Origin of the sequence: Pseudomonas sp. A-B-19 (genome assembly GCF_019947515.1) — a bacterium.
Lineage (GTDB): Bacteria > Pseudomonadota > Gammaproteobacteria > Pseudomonadales > Pseudomonadaceae > Aquipseudomonas.
In genome coordinates, this window is record NZ_JAGYGN010000007.1 from 138,907 (window position 1) to 154,578 (window position 15,672).

Here is a 15,672-nt window from a genome sequence, read left to right on the forward strand (position 1 = left end):
GATCCTTTGGGAAAACGTGTGTATGATGCGGCAGCCGGGAAATTCCCGGCTTTTTTGCGTCTGCATGTTTGATTGCTGTTCTCAAGCGGATGCCGGGCCGATTGGCTCGACAGATTTTCGAGGAAAGTGGTTGGCGAAGCCGGTAGAAGGGCTTTTCGCTCCGTCGCTCATGCGCGTGGTTTGTGCGCAAGCCGACCATTTTCTGCTTCACTCAAGGCTCGCCGACAGGCTGGTCGCCCGGATATAGGGGAAGGCGTAATGGCAACGGTAGACCGCTGGCTTCTGCCAGATGGCATCGAAGAAGTACTGCCACCGGAAGCTGCGCGTATTGAAGTCGCGCGCCGTCAGGTGTTGGATCTGTTCCAGAGCTGGGGTTACGAGTTTGTCGTGACTCCCCATATCGAGTACCTGGAATCCCTGCTGACCGGCGCGGGCCAGGACCTGGATCTGCGCACCTTCAAGGTCATCGACCCGCAATCGGGCCGGCAGATGGGTTTCCGTGCCGACATCACGCCGCAAGTGGCGCGTATCGATGCGCACACCCTGCGTCGCGAAGGTCCGAGTCGGCTGTGCTATGCCGGTAGTGTTCTGCATGCTCAGCCTCGCGCTTTGTCGTCCTCGCGCAGCCCGATTCAGCTGGGCGCCGAGTTGTACGGCGACGGCAGCCCAAGCAGCGACGTCGAAGTCATCAGCTTGATGCTCGCCATGCTGCAACTGGCCGATGTGCCGGATGTGCACATGGACCTCGGTCATGTCGGTATCTACCGTGGCCTGGCTCGCGCTGCCGGTTTGTCCGGTGAAGTCGAGCAACAGTTGTTCGATGCCTTGCAACGCAAGGCCATCGATGAGGTCATTACCTTGACCGAGGGCTTGCCTGCCGATCTGTCGGGCATGCTGCGGGCGTTGGTCGATCTGTGTGGCGATCGTGAAGTGCTGGCTGCAGCCCGCGAGCGCCTGGCCAAGGCTCCGGCCCCTGTTCTGGCGGCTCTGGACGACTTGCTGGCGATTGCCGAGCGGCTGTCCGTGCGTTTCCCTGAGCTTCCATTGTATTTCGACCTGGGCGAGTTGCGCGGTTACCACTACCACACCGGTGTGGTGTTCGCCGTGTTCGTGCCGGGTGTTGGCCAGTCGATTGCCCAGGGCGGTCGTTACGACGACATCGGCGCCGACTTCGGTCGCGCCCGTCCGGCAACCGGTTTCTCTACCGATTTGAAAACCCTGGTGACCCTGGGGCGTGCTGAGATCGAGCTACCGTCTGGCGGTATCTGGATGCCTGACAGTACGGATGCAGCACTCTGGCAGCAGGTTTGCCAGTTGCGCAGTGAGGGTCAGCGTGTCGTTCAGGCCTTGCCTGGACAACCTTTGGCCGCCGCCCGTGAAGCGGACTGCGACCGGCAATTGATTCAGCAGAACGGGCTTTGGCAAGTTTCGCCACTGGCTTCTTGAGTTTTCCTGCCGGCCGCCGCCGGCACCAAGTTTGCGCGAATGAGGACAAGTGTTATGGGTAAGAATGTCGTAGTCCTGGGCACCCAATGGGGTGATGAGGGCAAAGGCAAGATCGTTGATCTGCTGACCGAACATGCTGCCGCCGTAGTGCGTTACCAGGGCGGCCACAACGCTGGCCACACCTTGGTGATCGACGGTGAAAAGACCGTCTTGCACCTGATTCCGTCGGGCGTGCTGCGCGAGGGTGTGCAGTGCCTGATCGGCAACGGCGTGGTGGTTGCACCTGACGCCCTGATGCGGGAAATCGTCAAGCTGGAAGAGAAAGGCGTACCGGTGCGCGAGCGCCTGCGCATCAGCCCTTCCTGCCCGCTGATCCTGTCCTTCCACGTTGCGCTGGACCAGGCCCGTGAAAAGGCCCGTGGCGAACTGAAGATCGGCACCACCGGTCGCGGCATCGGCCCGGCCTATGAAGACAAGGTTGCACGCCGTGGCCTGCGTGTGGGCGACCTGCTCAACATGCCGCGCTTTGAAGACAAGCTGCGTGAGCTGGTGGATTACCACAACTTCATGCTGGTGGGTTACTACAAAGAGCCAGCCATCGAATTCGACAAGACCCTGGCCGAGTGCAAAGAATACGCTGAGCTGCTCAAGCCGCTGATGCTGGACGTGACTGCCGAGCTGCACGACCTGCGTCGCGCTGGCAAAGACATCATGTTCGAAGGCGCCCAGGGTTCGTTGCTGGACATCGACCACGGTACCTACCCGTACGTGACCAGCTCTAACACCACCGCTGGCGGCGTTGCTACCGGTTCGGGTGTTGGCCCTATGTTCCTGGACTACATCCTGGGCATCACCAAGGCTTACACCACGCGTGTAGGTTCGGGTCCATTCCCGACGGAGCTGTTCGACGAAGTCGGTGCGCACCTGGCCAAACAAGGTCATGAGTTCGGCGCGACTACCGGCCGTGCCCGTCGTTGCGGCTGGTTCGACGCTGTTATCCTGCGTCGCGCTATCGATGTGAACAGCATCTCGGGCATCTGCCTGACCAAGCTGGACGTACTCGACGGTCTGGAAACCATCAACATCTGCGTCGGCTACAAGGATGCGCAGGGTAAGGACGTTGCCCCGACTGATGCTGACAGCTACGTGGGCCTGCAGCCTGTGTACGAAGTAGTGCCGGGCTGGACCGAGTCGACCGTGGGTGCCAAAACCCTGGAAGAGCTGCCAGCTAACGCCCGTGCTTACATCAAGCGCGTCGAAGAGCTGATCGGCGCGCCGATCGACATTATTTCGACGGGCCCGGACCGCAACGAAACCATCGTTCTGCGTCATCCGTTTGCTTGATAAGTCGTTGATGTAAAACACAAAGGCTCCTTAATCGGGGCCTTTGTCGTATTTGTCTGTCGGACGGCATGACCTTTGCTGTGAACATTAAAAAAAGCATTGCTTCTGGCGTGCTATCAATTTAATGGCGCCAAAGCAGAGGGATTTCAGATGTCGGCCGTTCTCTCGTTGTTACAAAGCCGTTTGTTGCGGCCCGTGTTCGTTACCCTGGGTATCGCCCTATTGGTGCAGGTGCTGGTGGCCGTTGCTCTGACCCGGAGCACGGTGACTGCGCTGGAAGCCGATCTGGGCCTGCGCCTGGGCGCGGACAGTCAAAAGCTCTCTGCCGAGCTCGAGCAGGCAGGGCGCGAAGTCACGTCCAGTCTGGACAGCCTCTCTACCAGTACGCGTCAGCGCCTCACGGCCGGTTTGTCCTCGCGACTGGAGGAGGAGCAGGCGCAATTGCGTTCGACCCTGGAAAAGGATCTGAAGGACTCCGCCAGCGACATGGCGCAGCTTCTGGCATCAGTCGCGCCCCGCGCCATGTGGGACAACGACGTCCCGACGCTTTCCGAATTCGCCCGCCGGGCGCAGCGCAATCCCAATGTGCTGTTCGTGGTGTATGACGACGCTACCGGCCAGCACCTGACACGCTATCTCAACCGGGAAAACCCGATCAACAAGGCGCTACTGGAAAAAGGCCAGGGTGAGCGGGCGCTCGACAAGGTGCTGGATGCGGCGAAGAACGATCCTTCGGTCTTCTACACCGAGGCTTCGATCAATCCCAATGGCGTGGAAATCGGCAAGGTCCTGATGGGCGTCTCGACCGCTTCGGTGGAGACTGATCTCACGGCCCTGGACAAGCGCTTCTCGGCCTTGATCGCCAGCAGCGATCAACTGGTGGGCGACAGTCTGAAAGGCGCGGCGGCTGACAGCGCAACGGCCATGCGCTCGCGCCTGCAGTCGGCCCAATCCACCGCAACTGAAATGAAAGCCAATACCACCAGCACCGTGCAGGAAGCTGCTACGACATTGCGCTGGCGCATCGGCGTATGCCTGGCGGTGGTGGGTTTCAGTGTCCTGCTGTTGTTGGCGGTGGTGCTCGGCCGCCGAGTGGTCAATCGCCTGAAAATGCTGATCGTAGCCATGGATGACCTGGCAGCGGGCGAGGGCGATCTGACCAAGCGCGTGCAGATCAACAGCAAGGATGAAATCGGTGACATGGCCTCGGCGGTCAATCGCTTTGTGGACAAGTTACAGCCGATCGTGCGCGAGGCGGGCGATGTGGCTCAGCGTACCGGTGTGGAAATTGGCGCCATGACCTTGCGCAACGCTGGTGCGGATGCGGCGGCTGGCATGCAGCGCGACGAGGTGGCGGAGAGTTTGCGCGCCCTGTCGCAAATGGCGGATGAGGCGCAGTCGGAAAGCCACGCCATGCAGGCGGCGCTCAAGCAAGTCGTGGACATTCGTCAGGCTACCGATGAAAACACCCGCACCTCGGCGAAAGTCGGCAGCCTGATCGAGGAGCTGGCGGGGCAGGTCAATACAGGCGCGCAAGTGATCGAGCGCCTGGCGCAGCAAAGTGAGCAGATTGAGGTGGTGCTGACGGTAATTCACGGCATCGCCGAGCAAACCAACCTGCTGGCGCTGAACGCGGCCATCGAAGCGGCGCGTGCCGGCGAGACGGGGCGCGGGTTTGCGGTGGTGGCAGATGAGGTGCGGGCGCTGGCGAGCAAGACGCAGAGTTCCACTGGCGATATTCAGGCGCACATCGTGGCGTTGCAACAAGGTGCGCGTGAGGCGGTGGCGGCAATCGGTCAGGCCGGGCGTCAGGCCAGTGAGGGTTTGCTGGTGCTGCGTGACAGTGCGCGGTTGCAGCAGTCGGTGCAGGCGTCCGTCGAGCAGGTCCATGCGGCGATTGGTCTGGCTACCCAGGCTGCGGCGCATCAGGCGCAGGGCGCGCAGGCTGTGCGGGGGCGGGTCCAGACCATTCACGCCCAGGCCGAGAAGGCGGCGCAAGCCGTTGTGGAGACCACGGCGAGCGGCAAGGTGCTCGATGGTCTGGCGGCGCAGTTGAAGGCGAGCCTGGGGCAGTTCAGGGCTTGATGGGGTGTCTGTGCTGGCCTCATCGCGAGCAAGCTCGCTCCCACAGTGATCGTTGGTGGACACTAGATTTGTGAACGTCGCAGATTAAATGTGGGAGCGAGCTTGCTCGCGATGGCCGTCTTAACGGCTCAGATACATCCGCGTCGTCAGCAAATAGACCGGCAATCCCGACACCAATATCAACAACGCCGCATAAGGCGCCGCCGCCGCAAACTCCACGTTCGCTGTATGCGCCCAGACTTCGGTCGCCAGCGTGTTCAGCCCGGTTGGACTCAACAGCAAGGTCGCCGTCAGCTCCTTCATCGCATCCAGGAATACCAGGGCAAAAGCCGCCCCCAGCGCCGGGAAAATAATCGGCAGCGTCACTCGACAGAAAGCGCTGAATGACGAGGCGCCCAATGTGCGAGCCGCCTCCTCAAGCTGCGGCGCCGCCTTGTTCAGGGCGGTGCGGATCGGCGCCTGGGCCAGTGGCAGGAACAACAGGGCGTAGGCGATCAGCAGCAATGCCGAAGTCTGGTAAAGCATCGGCACGTAGTGCAGGGCGAAATACACCAGGGTCAGGGCAATGACCAGTCCCGGCAGCGCATGCAGTAGATACGGCAGGCGCTCGGCCCAGATCGCCAGTTGGCCCCTGTAGCGCACGACCAGCAGGCCGACCGGCACCGCCAGCACCAGGCACAATGCAGCGCCACCCAGCGACAGTGCGAGGGATGACAGCAATGCTTCGCCGATTGCCGACGCCGGAAAGGCTGCCGATGATCCCACTGCCAGCCAGTAGGCGAGCATGCCCAACGGAATCCCGCTGCCAATGATTGCCAGCAGCAGGCAATAAAGCTGGCCCGCCACGGCCCAGGGGCCCAGTTGAACCTGTTCCGCGCGTCGCGCCGCACCCTGGCCGGTGCGCACGTGCCGACCTTTGCCGCGCACGCGCAGCTCAAGCCACAGCAGCGCCAGGCACAGCATCAGCAGTACGGCAGAGAGCATCGCCGCGTTGGCATTGCTGAACTCCAGTTCGAACTGCTGATAAATCGCCGTGGTGAAGGTTTGCAGGCCAATGATCGACAAGGCGCCGAACTCCACCAGCATGTGCAGGGCAATCAGCAACGAACCCGCCAACAGCGAAGGCCAGAGCAGGGGCAGGGTGACCTTGAAAAATACGCCCCAACGATTCTGCCCGAGTGTGCGCGCGGACTCTTCGAGGGAGGGGTCAAGGTTGCGTAACGTTGCCGCCACGGGCAGGAAAATCAGCGGATATTTGGACAGGCTCATCACCAGGATAGCCCCGCCAAGTCCCTCGAAATGAGCGCTGAGCGAAACCCAGGTGAAGCTGCTGACAAAGGCCGGAACGGCGAACGGCAAGCAGAGGATCACCCCCCACAATCGTCGGCCCGGCAGATTACTGCGCTCCAGCAGCCAGGCCAGCGACAGGCCGATTACCCCGCAAACAGCGGTGACGCCAATCATCAATGCGAGTGTATTGCGCAGCAAGCCGAACACATAAGGTCGCCATAGCAAATGCAGTGCTTCTGCCCAGCCCGCCTGCCAGGCTTTCAGGCCGACATACAGCAGGGGCAGGAGGCTGAGCGCCACCAACAGCAACACGGGCAATATCAGCCAGATAGACGGCCGCTTGCGTCGTGGCGCATACACGTGATGGGTGGGCAGTGAGGCATCCATCAATTCAGGCCAACGTCACGTTCCAGGTCCAGCGCTTCCTCAGCGTTGCCGAGGTCGGCAGGCGTGACTTTGGGGGCTTGCAGTTCGCTGAACGGCTTGAGCCCGCGATCTGATTCCATGCCTTTGTGCAGCGGGTATTCGGCGGTGGCCTGGGTGATCACGCGTTGGCCTTCCTCGCTGGCCATGTAGGCGAGCAATTGCTGGGCTTCTTTTGGATGTTTGCTGGATTTGAGGACTGCGGCGCTGGAAACTGTGATCAGCCCGCCGACGTCGCCGCCAGTGAAGTAATGCAGCTTGGAATCGAGCTGGCCCTTTTCCCGTTGCAAGGCGAACCAGTAGTAGTTGTTCACCAGCACAGTGGCTACTTCACCATTTTCCACCGCTTTCAATGCAACCATGTTGTTGCTGTAAGTCTTGCCGAATGCGCGCAGGCCGGTCAGCCATTCTTCGGCCGCGTCCATGCCGTGCACCTTGATGATCGCAACGGCCTGTTCCTGAAAGGCGCCACTGGTGGGCACGAAGCCGACCTTGCCTTGCCATTTTGGATTGGAGAATTCCATCACCGACTTCGGCAGGTCTTTTTCATCGATCAGTTTCGGGTTGTAGGCCACAACGCGTACCCGGGCAGTCACGCCAATCCAGGTGCCGTTGCCGGCGACGTATTCCTTGGGCAGAACGGCCAGCGTGGCGTCATCCGCCTTGGCCAGCAGGCCTTGTTCGCCAAGTTTGTTCAGTGGCGGCGACTCTTCGGTGTAGATCACGTCGGCGGGAGAGCGATCGCCTTCTTCGACGATTTGGCTGGCGAGCTGGTTGCTGCTGCCTTTGCGCACATTGACGTGGATCCCGGTCTTGGCTTCGAAGGCTTTGGCGACCGCGTCGCCGACTTCTTTGTGTTGGCCGTTGTAGAGGGTCAGGGCAACCGGATCGGCGGCTTGGGTGAGGGGAGTGGCGAGTGCCAGGCCGAGCAGGGTAATGGTCAAGCCGCGGCGCAGGGTATTTCGAAACATCATTCGCAGGGTTCCTCACTGTCGCATTGCAAAAACTTGCAACAATGATAAACGATATTGTTTCTCAAATGCGCCTTGCGAGGGGCTTTGACTCTGGCGTGTATGGTTTTCAAATGCCAGAAACGCAAAAACCCGCTTTCGCGGGGTTTTGTGAAATTCAAGGTCGTAACCTTGAATTTGAATTGGTGCCCAGAAGAAGACTCGAACTTCCACGACCGTAAGGTCACCAGCACCTGAAGCTGGCGTGTCTACCAATTTCACCATCTGGGCATTCATCTTCAGCGTTGTCGCTGTTGATGTGGCGCACTATACGGAGAGCTATTTGATCTGTAAACCCCTGATTCTAAAAATAATAAATCAGCGGTCAAAAATGCAAAAACCCGCTTTCGCGGGTTTTTGTGTGAGCCTTGAAATTGAACTAATCTCAAGCTCGAAATTGGTGCCCAGAAGAAGACTCGAACTTCCACGACCTTTCGGTCACCAGCACCTGAAGCTGGCGTGTCTACCAATTTCACCATCTGGGCAGTATCGGCAACGTTGTCCGTCGTCGATGGCGCGCACTATACGGAGCGTCTTTTTAACTGTAAACCCCCGGAATCAAAAAAACCTGAAAAATTTCGCCAGCGGTCTTCAAAACAGCTTTGCGGTGTCGATACAAGGCTTTAGATGGGTCGTCTTAGCCTGAAATTTCCCGTTTCATTACGCCTATGCCAAACTAACCCGCATATAGACAAGGTGAAAACTCTCTAATGGCCGATTGGCAGTCCCTCGATCCCGAGGCCGCTCGTGAAGCGGAAAAATATGAAAACCCTATTCCTAGCCGTGAACTGATCCTTCAGCACCTTGCTGATCGAGGTTCGCCTGCTAACCGCGAACAGTTGGTCGAAGAGTTTGGTCTGACCACGGAAGACCAGATCGAAGCCCTGCGCCGCCGCCTGCGTGCCATGGAGCGCGATGCTCAACTGATCTACACCCGACGCGGCACTTATGCGCCGGTGGACAAGCTCGACCTGATCCTGGGTCGCATCAGCGGTCACCGTGATGGTTTCGGCTTCCTGGTGCCGGACGACGGCAGTGACGACCTGTTCATGAGCCCGGCGCAGATGCGTCTGGTGTTCGATGGTGACCGTGCGCTGGCCCGTGTATCCGGCCTGGATCGTCGTGGTCGCCGCGAAGGCATGATCGTCGAAGTGGTGTCCCGGGCTCACGAAACCATCGTCGGCCGTTACTTCGAAGAGGGCGGCATCGGTTTCGTGGTTGCCGACAATCCGAAAATCCAACAGGAAGTACTGGTCACGCCGGGTCGTAACGCCAATGCGCAGATCGGTCAGTTCGTCGAAGTGAAGATCACTCACTGGCCGACGCCACGCTTCCAGCCGCAAGGCGACGTGGTCGAGGTCGTGGGCAACTACATGGCGCCGGGCATGGAAATCGATGTCGCCCTGCGTACCTACGACATTCCTCACGTCTGGCCTGACGCCGTGCTCAAGGAAGCCGGCAAGCTCAAGCCGGAAGTCGAAGAGAAAGACAAAGAGAAGCGCATCGACCTGCGTCATCTGCCGTTCGTCACCATCGACGGCGAAGATGCCCGCGACTTCGATGATGCGGTCTACTGCGAAGCCCGTCCGGGCAAGCTGCGTCTGTTCTCCGGCGGCTGGAAACTGTACGTGGCGATTGCCGACGTATCCAGCTACGTGAAGCTCGGTTCGGCGCTGGATGCCGAAGCGCAGGTTCGTGGCAACTCGGTGTACTTCCCCGAGCGTGTGATTCCGATGCTGCCTGAGCAGCTGTCCAATGGTTTGTGCTCGCTGAACCCGCAAGTCGATCGTCTGGCCATGGTTTGCGAGATGACCATCTCCAAAACCGGCGAAATGACCGACTACTGCTTCTACGAGGCGGTGATCCACTCCCATGCGCGTCTGACCTACAACAAGGTCAGCGCCATGCTCGAAACGCCGAAAGCCACCGAAGCGCGCAAGCTGCGCGGCGAATACACCGACGTGGTGCCGCACCTCAAGCAGCTTTACTCGCTGTACAAGGTATTGTTGGCGGCTCGCCATGTGCGTGGCGCGATCGATTTCGAAACCCAGGAAACCCGGATCATCTTCGGTTCCGAGCGCAAGATCGCCGAAATCCGTCCGACCGTGCGCAATGACGCTCACAAGCTGATCGAGGAATGCATGCTGGCGGCCAACGTGGCCACCGCCGAGTTCCTGAAAAAGCATGAAATCCCGGCGCTGTACCGCGTTCACGATGGTCCGCCGCCAGAGCGCCTGGAAAAGCTGCGCGCCTTCCTTGGCGAGCTCGGCCTGTCCCTGCACAAAGGCAAGGATGGTCCGTCGCCCAAGGATTACCAGGCACTGCTGGCCGGTATCAAGGATCGTCCGGATTTCCACCTGATCCAGACCGTCATGCTGCGTTCGTTGAGCCAGGCGGTGTACAGCGCCGATAACCAGGGCCACTTCGGCCTGAATTACGAGGCGTACACGCACTTCACTTCGCCGATTCGCCGCTACCCGGACTTGCTCACGCACCGGGCGATTCGCAGTGTGATCCATTCGAAGCAGAACACCCCGCACGTTCGTCGTGCCGGTGCGATGACCATTCCGAAAGCGCGCATCTATCCGTATGACGAGGCGGCCCTGGAGCAGCTCGGCGAGCAGTGCTCGATGAGCGAGCGCCGTGCCGATGAGGCGACTCGTGACGTGGTGAACTGGCTCAAGTGCGAGTTCATGAAAGATCGCGTGGGCGAGTCGTTCCCGGGTGTGATCACTGCGGTGACCGGTTTTGGTCTGTTCGTCGAGCTGACCGATATCTACGTCGAAGGCCTGGTGCATGTTACTGCGCTGCCGGGCGATTACTACCACTTCGATCCTGTGCACCACCGTCTGGCCGGTGAGCGTACCGGTCGCAGTTTCCGCCTGGGTGACACCGTGGAAGTGCGGGTCATGCGCGTCGACCTCGACGAACGCAAGATCGACTTCGAGATGGCTGAAAAGACCATCAGCGCGCCGATTGGCCGCAAAAAGCGTGGCACCGAAGCGGCAGCGCCCGCGGCTAAAGCCGAAGCAGAGGCCTCGGCGAAAACCGGTCGTCGTCCTGCCAAGGAAAAGGCTGTGGAAGCCTATCGTCCGAGCGATGCGGCGGCGAAAAACGCCGAAGTGCGCAAAAGTCGTGAAATGAAACAGGCGTTGCTCGCCGGTGCGAAAAGCGGCGGTAAAGCGGCGTCTGCGGGAAAGACCAGTCGGTCGACGCCTGACAAGGCCGTCGGCGGCAAGCCAGCCAAACCGAGCAAACATCGTAAAGGTCCGCCAAAAGCGGGCTCTGCTCCAGCCAAGACTGGCGGGGCGCGTAAACCTAAGGCCAAGCCATGAGTCAGTTGGAAAAGATCTACGGCGTACACGCTGTAGAAGCGCTGTTGCGTCACCACCCGAAACGCGTCAAGCAGATCTGGCTGGCCGAAGGTCGCAATGACCCTCGGGTCCAGACGCTGATTGAGCTGGCGAACGAAAACCGGGTTCAGGTCGGCCAGGCCGAGCGCCGCGAAATGGACGCCTGGGTTGAAGGCGTGCACCAGGGTGTGGTCGCGGACGTGAGTCCGAGCCAGGTCTGGGGCGAGGCGATGCTCGACGAGCTGCTCGATCGCACCGATGGCGCGCCGTTGTTGCTGGTGCTCGACGGCGTGACCGATCCACACAATCTCGGCGCCTGCCTGCGTTCCGCCGATGCGGCGGGTGCGTTGGCAGTGATCGTGCCGAAGGACAAATCGGCGACCCTGACTCCGGTTGTGCGAAAAATCGCCTGCGGCGCGGCGGAAGTGATTCCGCTGGTTGCCGTGACCAACCTGGCGCGCACCCTGGAAAAACTCCAGCAGCGCGGCTTGTGGGTTGTCGGTACGGCGGGGGAGGCCGAAGTCAGTCTTTATGACCAGGACCTCACCGGCCCGACCATCCTGATCATGGGGGCCGAAGGCAAGGGCATGCGTCGCCTGACTCGCGAACATTGCGACTACCTGGTGAATCTGCCGATGGCCGGTAGTGTCAGCAGTCTCAACGTTTCCGTAGCGACGGGTGTATGCCTGTTCGAAGCGCAGCGTCAGCGCAGTGTAAAAGCCAAGGCTGCCGCCAAGAAATCCTGACTTGCTGCAAATCTCCTGTGGGAGCGAGCTTGCTCGCGATGGCGGTGTCACATTCAGCATCAATGTTGAATGTGTTGCCCTCATCGCGAGCAAGCTCGCTCCCACAGGGGTTTGTAGTGAGGCAAAAATTGTGGTGTGAACGAGCTGTTCAATTAATCACCAATTACCTTGCGCCTCCCTCGCCCCTTCTCTACAATTGCGCCCCTTGCTGTGATGGCAGGCACCAACGTGTCTAGCGTCCGCAAGTCCATAAGTGTCATTCACTCCTTGTCTGACCGCTTTTGAGCGGCAGGCTACAACCCGTAAGGAGCATTCATGCGTCATTACGAAATCATCTTTTTGGTCCACCCGGATCAAAGCGAGCAAGTCGGCGGCATGGTTGAGCGTTACACCAAGCTGATCGAAGAAGACGGCGGCAAAATCCACCGTCTGGAAGATTGGGGCCGTCGTCAACTGGCCTACGCAATCAACAATGTTCACAAGGCTCACTACGTGATGCTGAACGTTGAGTGCACTGGCAAGGCCCTGGCCGAGCTGGAAGACAACTTCCGCTACAACGATGCAGTGATCCGTAACCTGGTCATCCGTCGCGACGAAGCCGTTACCGGCCAGTCCGAGATGCTCAAGGCTGAAGAAAACCGCAGTGAGCGCCGTGAGCGTCGCGACCGTCCTGAGCACGAAGGCGCTGAAAGCGCTGATAGTGATGACAGCGACAACAGCGATAACGCTGACGAGTAATCCACGGACCTTTTAAGGAGCCAATTACATGGCACGTTTCTTCCGTCGTCGTAAATTCTGCCGCTTCACCGCTGAAGACGTGAAAGAGATCGATTACAAAGATCTCAACACTCTGAAAGCCTACGTATCCGAGACCGGCAAAATCGTTCCAAGCCGCATCACCGGTACCAAAGCTCGTTATCAGCGTCAGCTGGCCACCGCTATCAAGCGCGCCCGCTTCCTGGCCCTGCTGGCCTACACCGACAGCCACGGCCGCTGAGACCGGGCAGTCGACACGTAGCAAAGGATTGAATGCATGCGGGCCATAGCTGAGTTCATCATGCGCGGCCGTATGCAGGCCACTCTGGTAGTGGCTGGATGCGCGGCGATGCCGTTGTTGTATTGGTTGGGTGCTGCCGCCGGATGCCTTGTGCTCCTGCGGCGCGGATTGAGGGACGCCCTGGGCGTTCTTGCTCTGGGACTGCTGCCGGCATTGGCCTGGTGGCTGTACTCCGAAGACCCACGGGCACTTCTGGTGCTGCTGGGGTCTGCGAGCCTTGCGCTGGTTTTGCGCGCAAGCGAGTCCTGGAACCGCGTGCTGCTGGTCAGCATAGCGATGGGAGTGGTGTTTTCAGTGGTGTTGGGGACAGCTTTTGCTCCCCAGATCGAGATGCTGGCGCAGGCTTTGATCAAGGTCATGCCGTCGCTACTCGGTGACGTCTACCAGAAGTTGTCGGTAGACGAACAAGCGCGTTTCGCGTCCCTGATTGCACCGGTCCTGACCGGCTTGATTGCGGCGTTGTTGCAAATCGTCAGCTTGCTGAGCCTGCTTGTCGGGCGTTACTGGCAGGCGTTGTTGTACAACCCGGGCGGTTTTGGTCGCGAGTTTCGCGCCATCCGCTTCCCGCTGTTGCCAGCGATGTTGCTGCTGGCGTGCATGCTTCTGGGGCCGAACATCGGCCCGCAGATGGCCATGTTGACGCCGTTGTGCAGCGTACCGCTGGTGTTCGCCGGGCTGGCCCTGATTCACGGGCTGGTGGCGCAGAAGCGACTGGCCAGGTTCTGGCTGGTGGGGTTGTACGTGACGCTGTTGCTGTTCATGCAACTGATCTATCCGTTGCTGGTGGTCCTGGCCATCGTCGACAGCCTGATTGATTTTCGCGGTCGTTCGGCACCGAAAGATGCCGATAACGCGAACGGTGAAGGTTAAAAGTTAAGAGGATTTTCACATGCAACTGATCCTTCTGGAAAAAGTCACCAACCTGGGCAACCTGGGTGACAAAGTGAACGTTAAGGCTGGTTACGGTCGTAACTACCTGCTGCCTTACGGCAAAGCTACCGCTGCGACCCCAGCCAACCTGGCTGCGTTCGAAGAGCGTCGTGCCGAGCTGGAAAAAGCTGCAGCAGATCGTAAATCGTCGGCTGAAAGCCGCGCTGCCCAACTGGCCGAGCTGGAAGTGACCATCACTGCCACCGCTGGCGACGAAGGCAAGCTGTTCGGTTCGATCGGTACTCACGACATCGCTGACGCACTGACCGCCTCCGGCGTTGAAGTGCAGAAGAGCGAAGTTCGTCTGCCGAACGGCACCATCCGCAACGTAGGCGAATTCGACGTAGCCGTGCACCTGCACGCCGAAGTTGAAGCCACCGTACGCGTTGTCGTGGTAGCAGCTTAAGCAGCACTTGTCGGCTGGCACCCTCGGGTGCTTGCCGGTAACATCGGGCACGATCCTGTTTACAGGTCGTGCCCTTTGTTTTTTTGGTAGCTCCTGTTTTTCAACCCCTGCTTTTTATAAACAACCAAGTGGCCATGAACGATATCTCCGCTCCTGAGCAATACGATCTGCAAACCGCCGCGCTGAAGGTGCCGCCGCATTCCATCGAGGCCGAACAGGCCGTGCTCGGTGGTCTGATGCTGGACAACAACGCCTGGGAACGCGTGCTCGATCAAGTCTCCGACGGCGATTTCTATCGACATGACCACCGCCTGATTTTCCGCGCGATCGCCAAGCTGGCCGATCAGAACATGCCGATCGACGTCGTGACCCTGTCCGAACAACTGGACAAGGAAGGTCAGACTTCACAGGTTGGCGGTCTCGGTTACCTGGGCGAACTGGCGAAAAACACCCCGTCCGTTGCCAACATCAAGGCCTATGCGCAGATCGTTCGCGAGCGGGCGACGTTGCGCCAACTGATCGGTATCAGTACCGAGATTGCCGACAGCGCGTTCAACCCTGAGGGCCGCACTGCCGCCGAGATTCTCGACGAGGCCGAGCGGCAGATCTTCCAGATCGCCGAGGCCCGTCCGAAAACCGGTGGCCCGGTGGGCGTCAACGACCTGCTGACCAAGGCCATCGACCGCATCGACACCTTGTTCAACACGGACAACGCCATTACCGGGCTGTCCACGGGTTACACCGACCTCGACGAGAAAACCAGCGGCCTGCAACCGTCCGACCTGATCATCGTCGCCGGCCGTCCATCGATGGGTAAAACCACCTTTGCGATGAACCTGGTGGAAAACGCCGTGTTGCGCAGCGAGAAGGCCGTCCTGGTTTACTCCCTCGAGATGCCAGGCGAATCGCTGATCATGCGTATGCTGTCTTCCCTGGGCCGTATCGACCAGACCAAGGTCCGTTCCGGTCAGCTTGAAGACGACGACTGGCCGCGCCTGACCTCGGCGGTCAACCTGCTCAACGACCGCAAGTTGTTCATCGACGATACCGCCGGCATCAGCCCGTCGGAAATGCGCGCCCGGACCCGCCGTCTGGTGCGTGAACACGGCGATGTCGGTTTGATCATGATCGACTACCTGCAACTGATGCAGATCCCGGGTTCCAGTGGCGACAACCGGACCAACGAGATTTCCGAGATCTCCCGATCCCTCAAAGCCCTGGCCAAGGAGTTCAACTGCCCGGTGGTGGCGCTCTCGCAGCTCAACCGTTCCCTCGAGCAACGGCCGAACAAGCGCCCGGTGAACTCCGACTTGCGGGAATCCGGAGCGATCGAGCAGGACGCCGACGTGATCATGTTCGTGTATCGCGACGAGGTGTATCACCCGGAGACCGAGCACAAAGGCATCGCCGAGATCATCATCGGCAAGCAGCGAAACGGCCCGATCGGCTTTATCCGCCTGGCGTTCATCGGCAAGTACACCCGCTTCGAGAACCTGGCGCCGGGTAGCTATAACTTCGACGACGACGAATAACTGTCGATGCAGGGCCCTTGTGGCGATGTGTAGCCTTGGGATTGCCTGCT

The 15,672-nt window shown here is 59.8% G+C and carries 12 protein-coding genes and 2 tRNA genes; 10 read left to right on the top strand and 4 right to left on the bottom strand.

What is annotated here, in order from left to right; translation table 11 throughout:
* Positions 1–258: 258 nt before the first annotated feature.
* From KGA81_RS10390 to KGA81_RS10400, 3 genes are all read left to right on the top strand, one after another.
* On the top strand, positions 259–1,446 hold the full coding sequence (locus KGA81_RS10390) for an ATP phosphoribosyltransferase regulatory subunit (RefSeq protein WP_223545718.1): 1,188 nt from the start codon (positions 259–261) through the stop codon (positions 1,444–1,446).
* Positions 1,447–1,500: 54 nt separating this feature from the next.
* On the top strand, positions 1,501–2,790 hold the full coding sequence (locus tag KGA81_RS10395; RefSeq protein ID WP_223545719.1) for an adenylosuccinate synthase: 1,290 nt from the start codon (positions 1,501–1,503) through the stop codon (positions 2,788–2,790).
* A 150-nt stretch (positions 2,791–2,940) separates the two neighbouring features.
* The gene (locus tag KGA81_RS10400) at positions 2,941–4,875 is read left to right on the top strand and encodes a methyl-accepting chemotaxis protein (RefSeq protein ID WP_223545720.1); all 1,935 of its coding nucleotides are present in this window, start codon (positions 2,941–2,943) and stop codon (positions 4,873–4,875) included.
* A gap of 120 nt (positions 4,876–4,995) precedes the next feature.
* Here the strand turns inward: KGA81_RS10400 and KGA81_RS10405 are convergent, their stop codons facing one another.
* The 4 genes from KGA81_RS10405 to KGA81_RS10420 form a co-directional block, all read right to left on the bottom strand.
* Positions 4,996–6,552 carry an ABC transporter permease gene (locus tag KGA81_RS10405; protein ID WP_223545721.1) on the bottom strand — a complete coding sequence of 519 codons (1,557 nt, stop codon included), beginning with the start codon at positions 6,550–6,552 and terminating at the stop codon, positions 4,996–4,998.
* On the bottom strand, positions 6,552–7,562 hold the full coding sequence (locus KGA81_RS10410) for an extracellular solute-binding protein (RefSeq protein ID WP_223545722.1): 1,011 nt from the start codon (positions 7,560–7,562) through the stop codon (positions 6,552–6,554). Before KGA81_RS10410 ends, KGA81_RS10405 begins: the two co-directional genes overlap by 1 nt.
* A 180-nt stretch (positions 7,563–7,742) precedes the next feature.
* Positions 7,743–7,829: transfer RNA gene (locus KGA81_RS10415), tRNA-Leu, on the bottom strand.
* Between the two features lie 167 nt (positions 7,830–7,996).
* A tRNA-Leu gene (locus tag KGA81_RS10420) sits at positions 7,997–8,083 on the bottom strand.
* A 225-nt stretch (positions 8,084–8,308) separates the two neighbouring features.
* Here KGA81_RS10420 and rnr point away from each other — a divergent pair.
* From rnr to dnaB, 7 genes are all read left to right on the top strand, one after another.
* Complete coding sequence (gene rnr / locus KGA81_RS10425) at positions 8,309–10,933, top strand: ribonuclease R (RefSeq protein WP_223545723.1); 2,625 nt, start codon at positions 8,309–8,311, stop codon at positions 10,931–10,933.
* On the top strand, positions 10,930–11,697 hold the full coding sequence (rlmB, locus tag KGA81_RS10430) for a 23S rRNA (guanosine(2251)-2'-O)-methyltransferase RlmB (protein ID WP_007973273.1): 768 nt from the start codon (positions 10,930–10,932) through the stop codon (positions 11,695–11,697). The genes rnr and rlmB overlap by 4 nt, the downstream gene beginning before the upstream one ends.
* A gap of 315 nt (positions 11,698–12,012) precedes the next feature.
* Entirely contained in the window at positions 12,013–12,435 is a 423-nt protein-coding gene (rpsF, locus tag KGA81_RS10435) for a 30S ribosomal protein S6 (RefSeq protein ID WP_008048087.1), read from the top strand.
* A gap of 28 nt (positions 12,436–12,463) precedes the next feature.
* Positions 12,464–12,694, top strand: coding sequence for a 30S ribosomal protein S18 (rpsR, locus tag KGA81_RS10440; RefSeq protein ID WP_002551829.1), 231 nt, complete (start codon positions 12,464–12,466; stop codon positions 12,692–12,694).
* Between the two features lie 36 nt (positions 12,695–12,730).
* Positions 12,731–13,624 (top strand): hypothetical protein, encoded by an 894-nt coding sequence (locus KGA81_RS10445; protein WP_108218425.1) that lies wholly within the window; start codon positions 12,731–12,733, stop codon positions 13,622–13,624.
* Positions 13,625–13,643: 19 nt separating this feature from the next.
* Positions 13,644–14,090, top strand: a complete 447-nt coding sequence (gene rplI / locus KGA81_RS10450) for a 50S ribosomal protein L9 (RefSeq protein ID WP_034149636.1) — start codon at positions 13,644–13,646, stop codon at positions 14,088–14,090.
* A gap of 134 nt (positions 14,091–14,224) precedes the next feature.
* Entirely contained in the window at positions 14,225–15,622 is a 1,398-nt protein-coding gene (gene dnaB / locus KGA81_RS10455; protein WP_007915846.1) for a replicative DNA helicase, read from the top strand.
* The last annotated feature ends 50 nt before the right edge of the window (positions 15,623–15,672 follow it).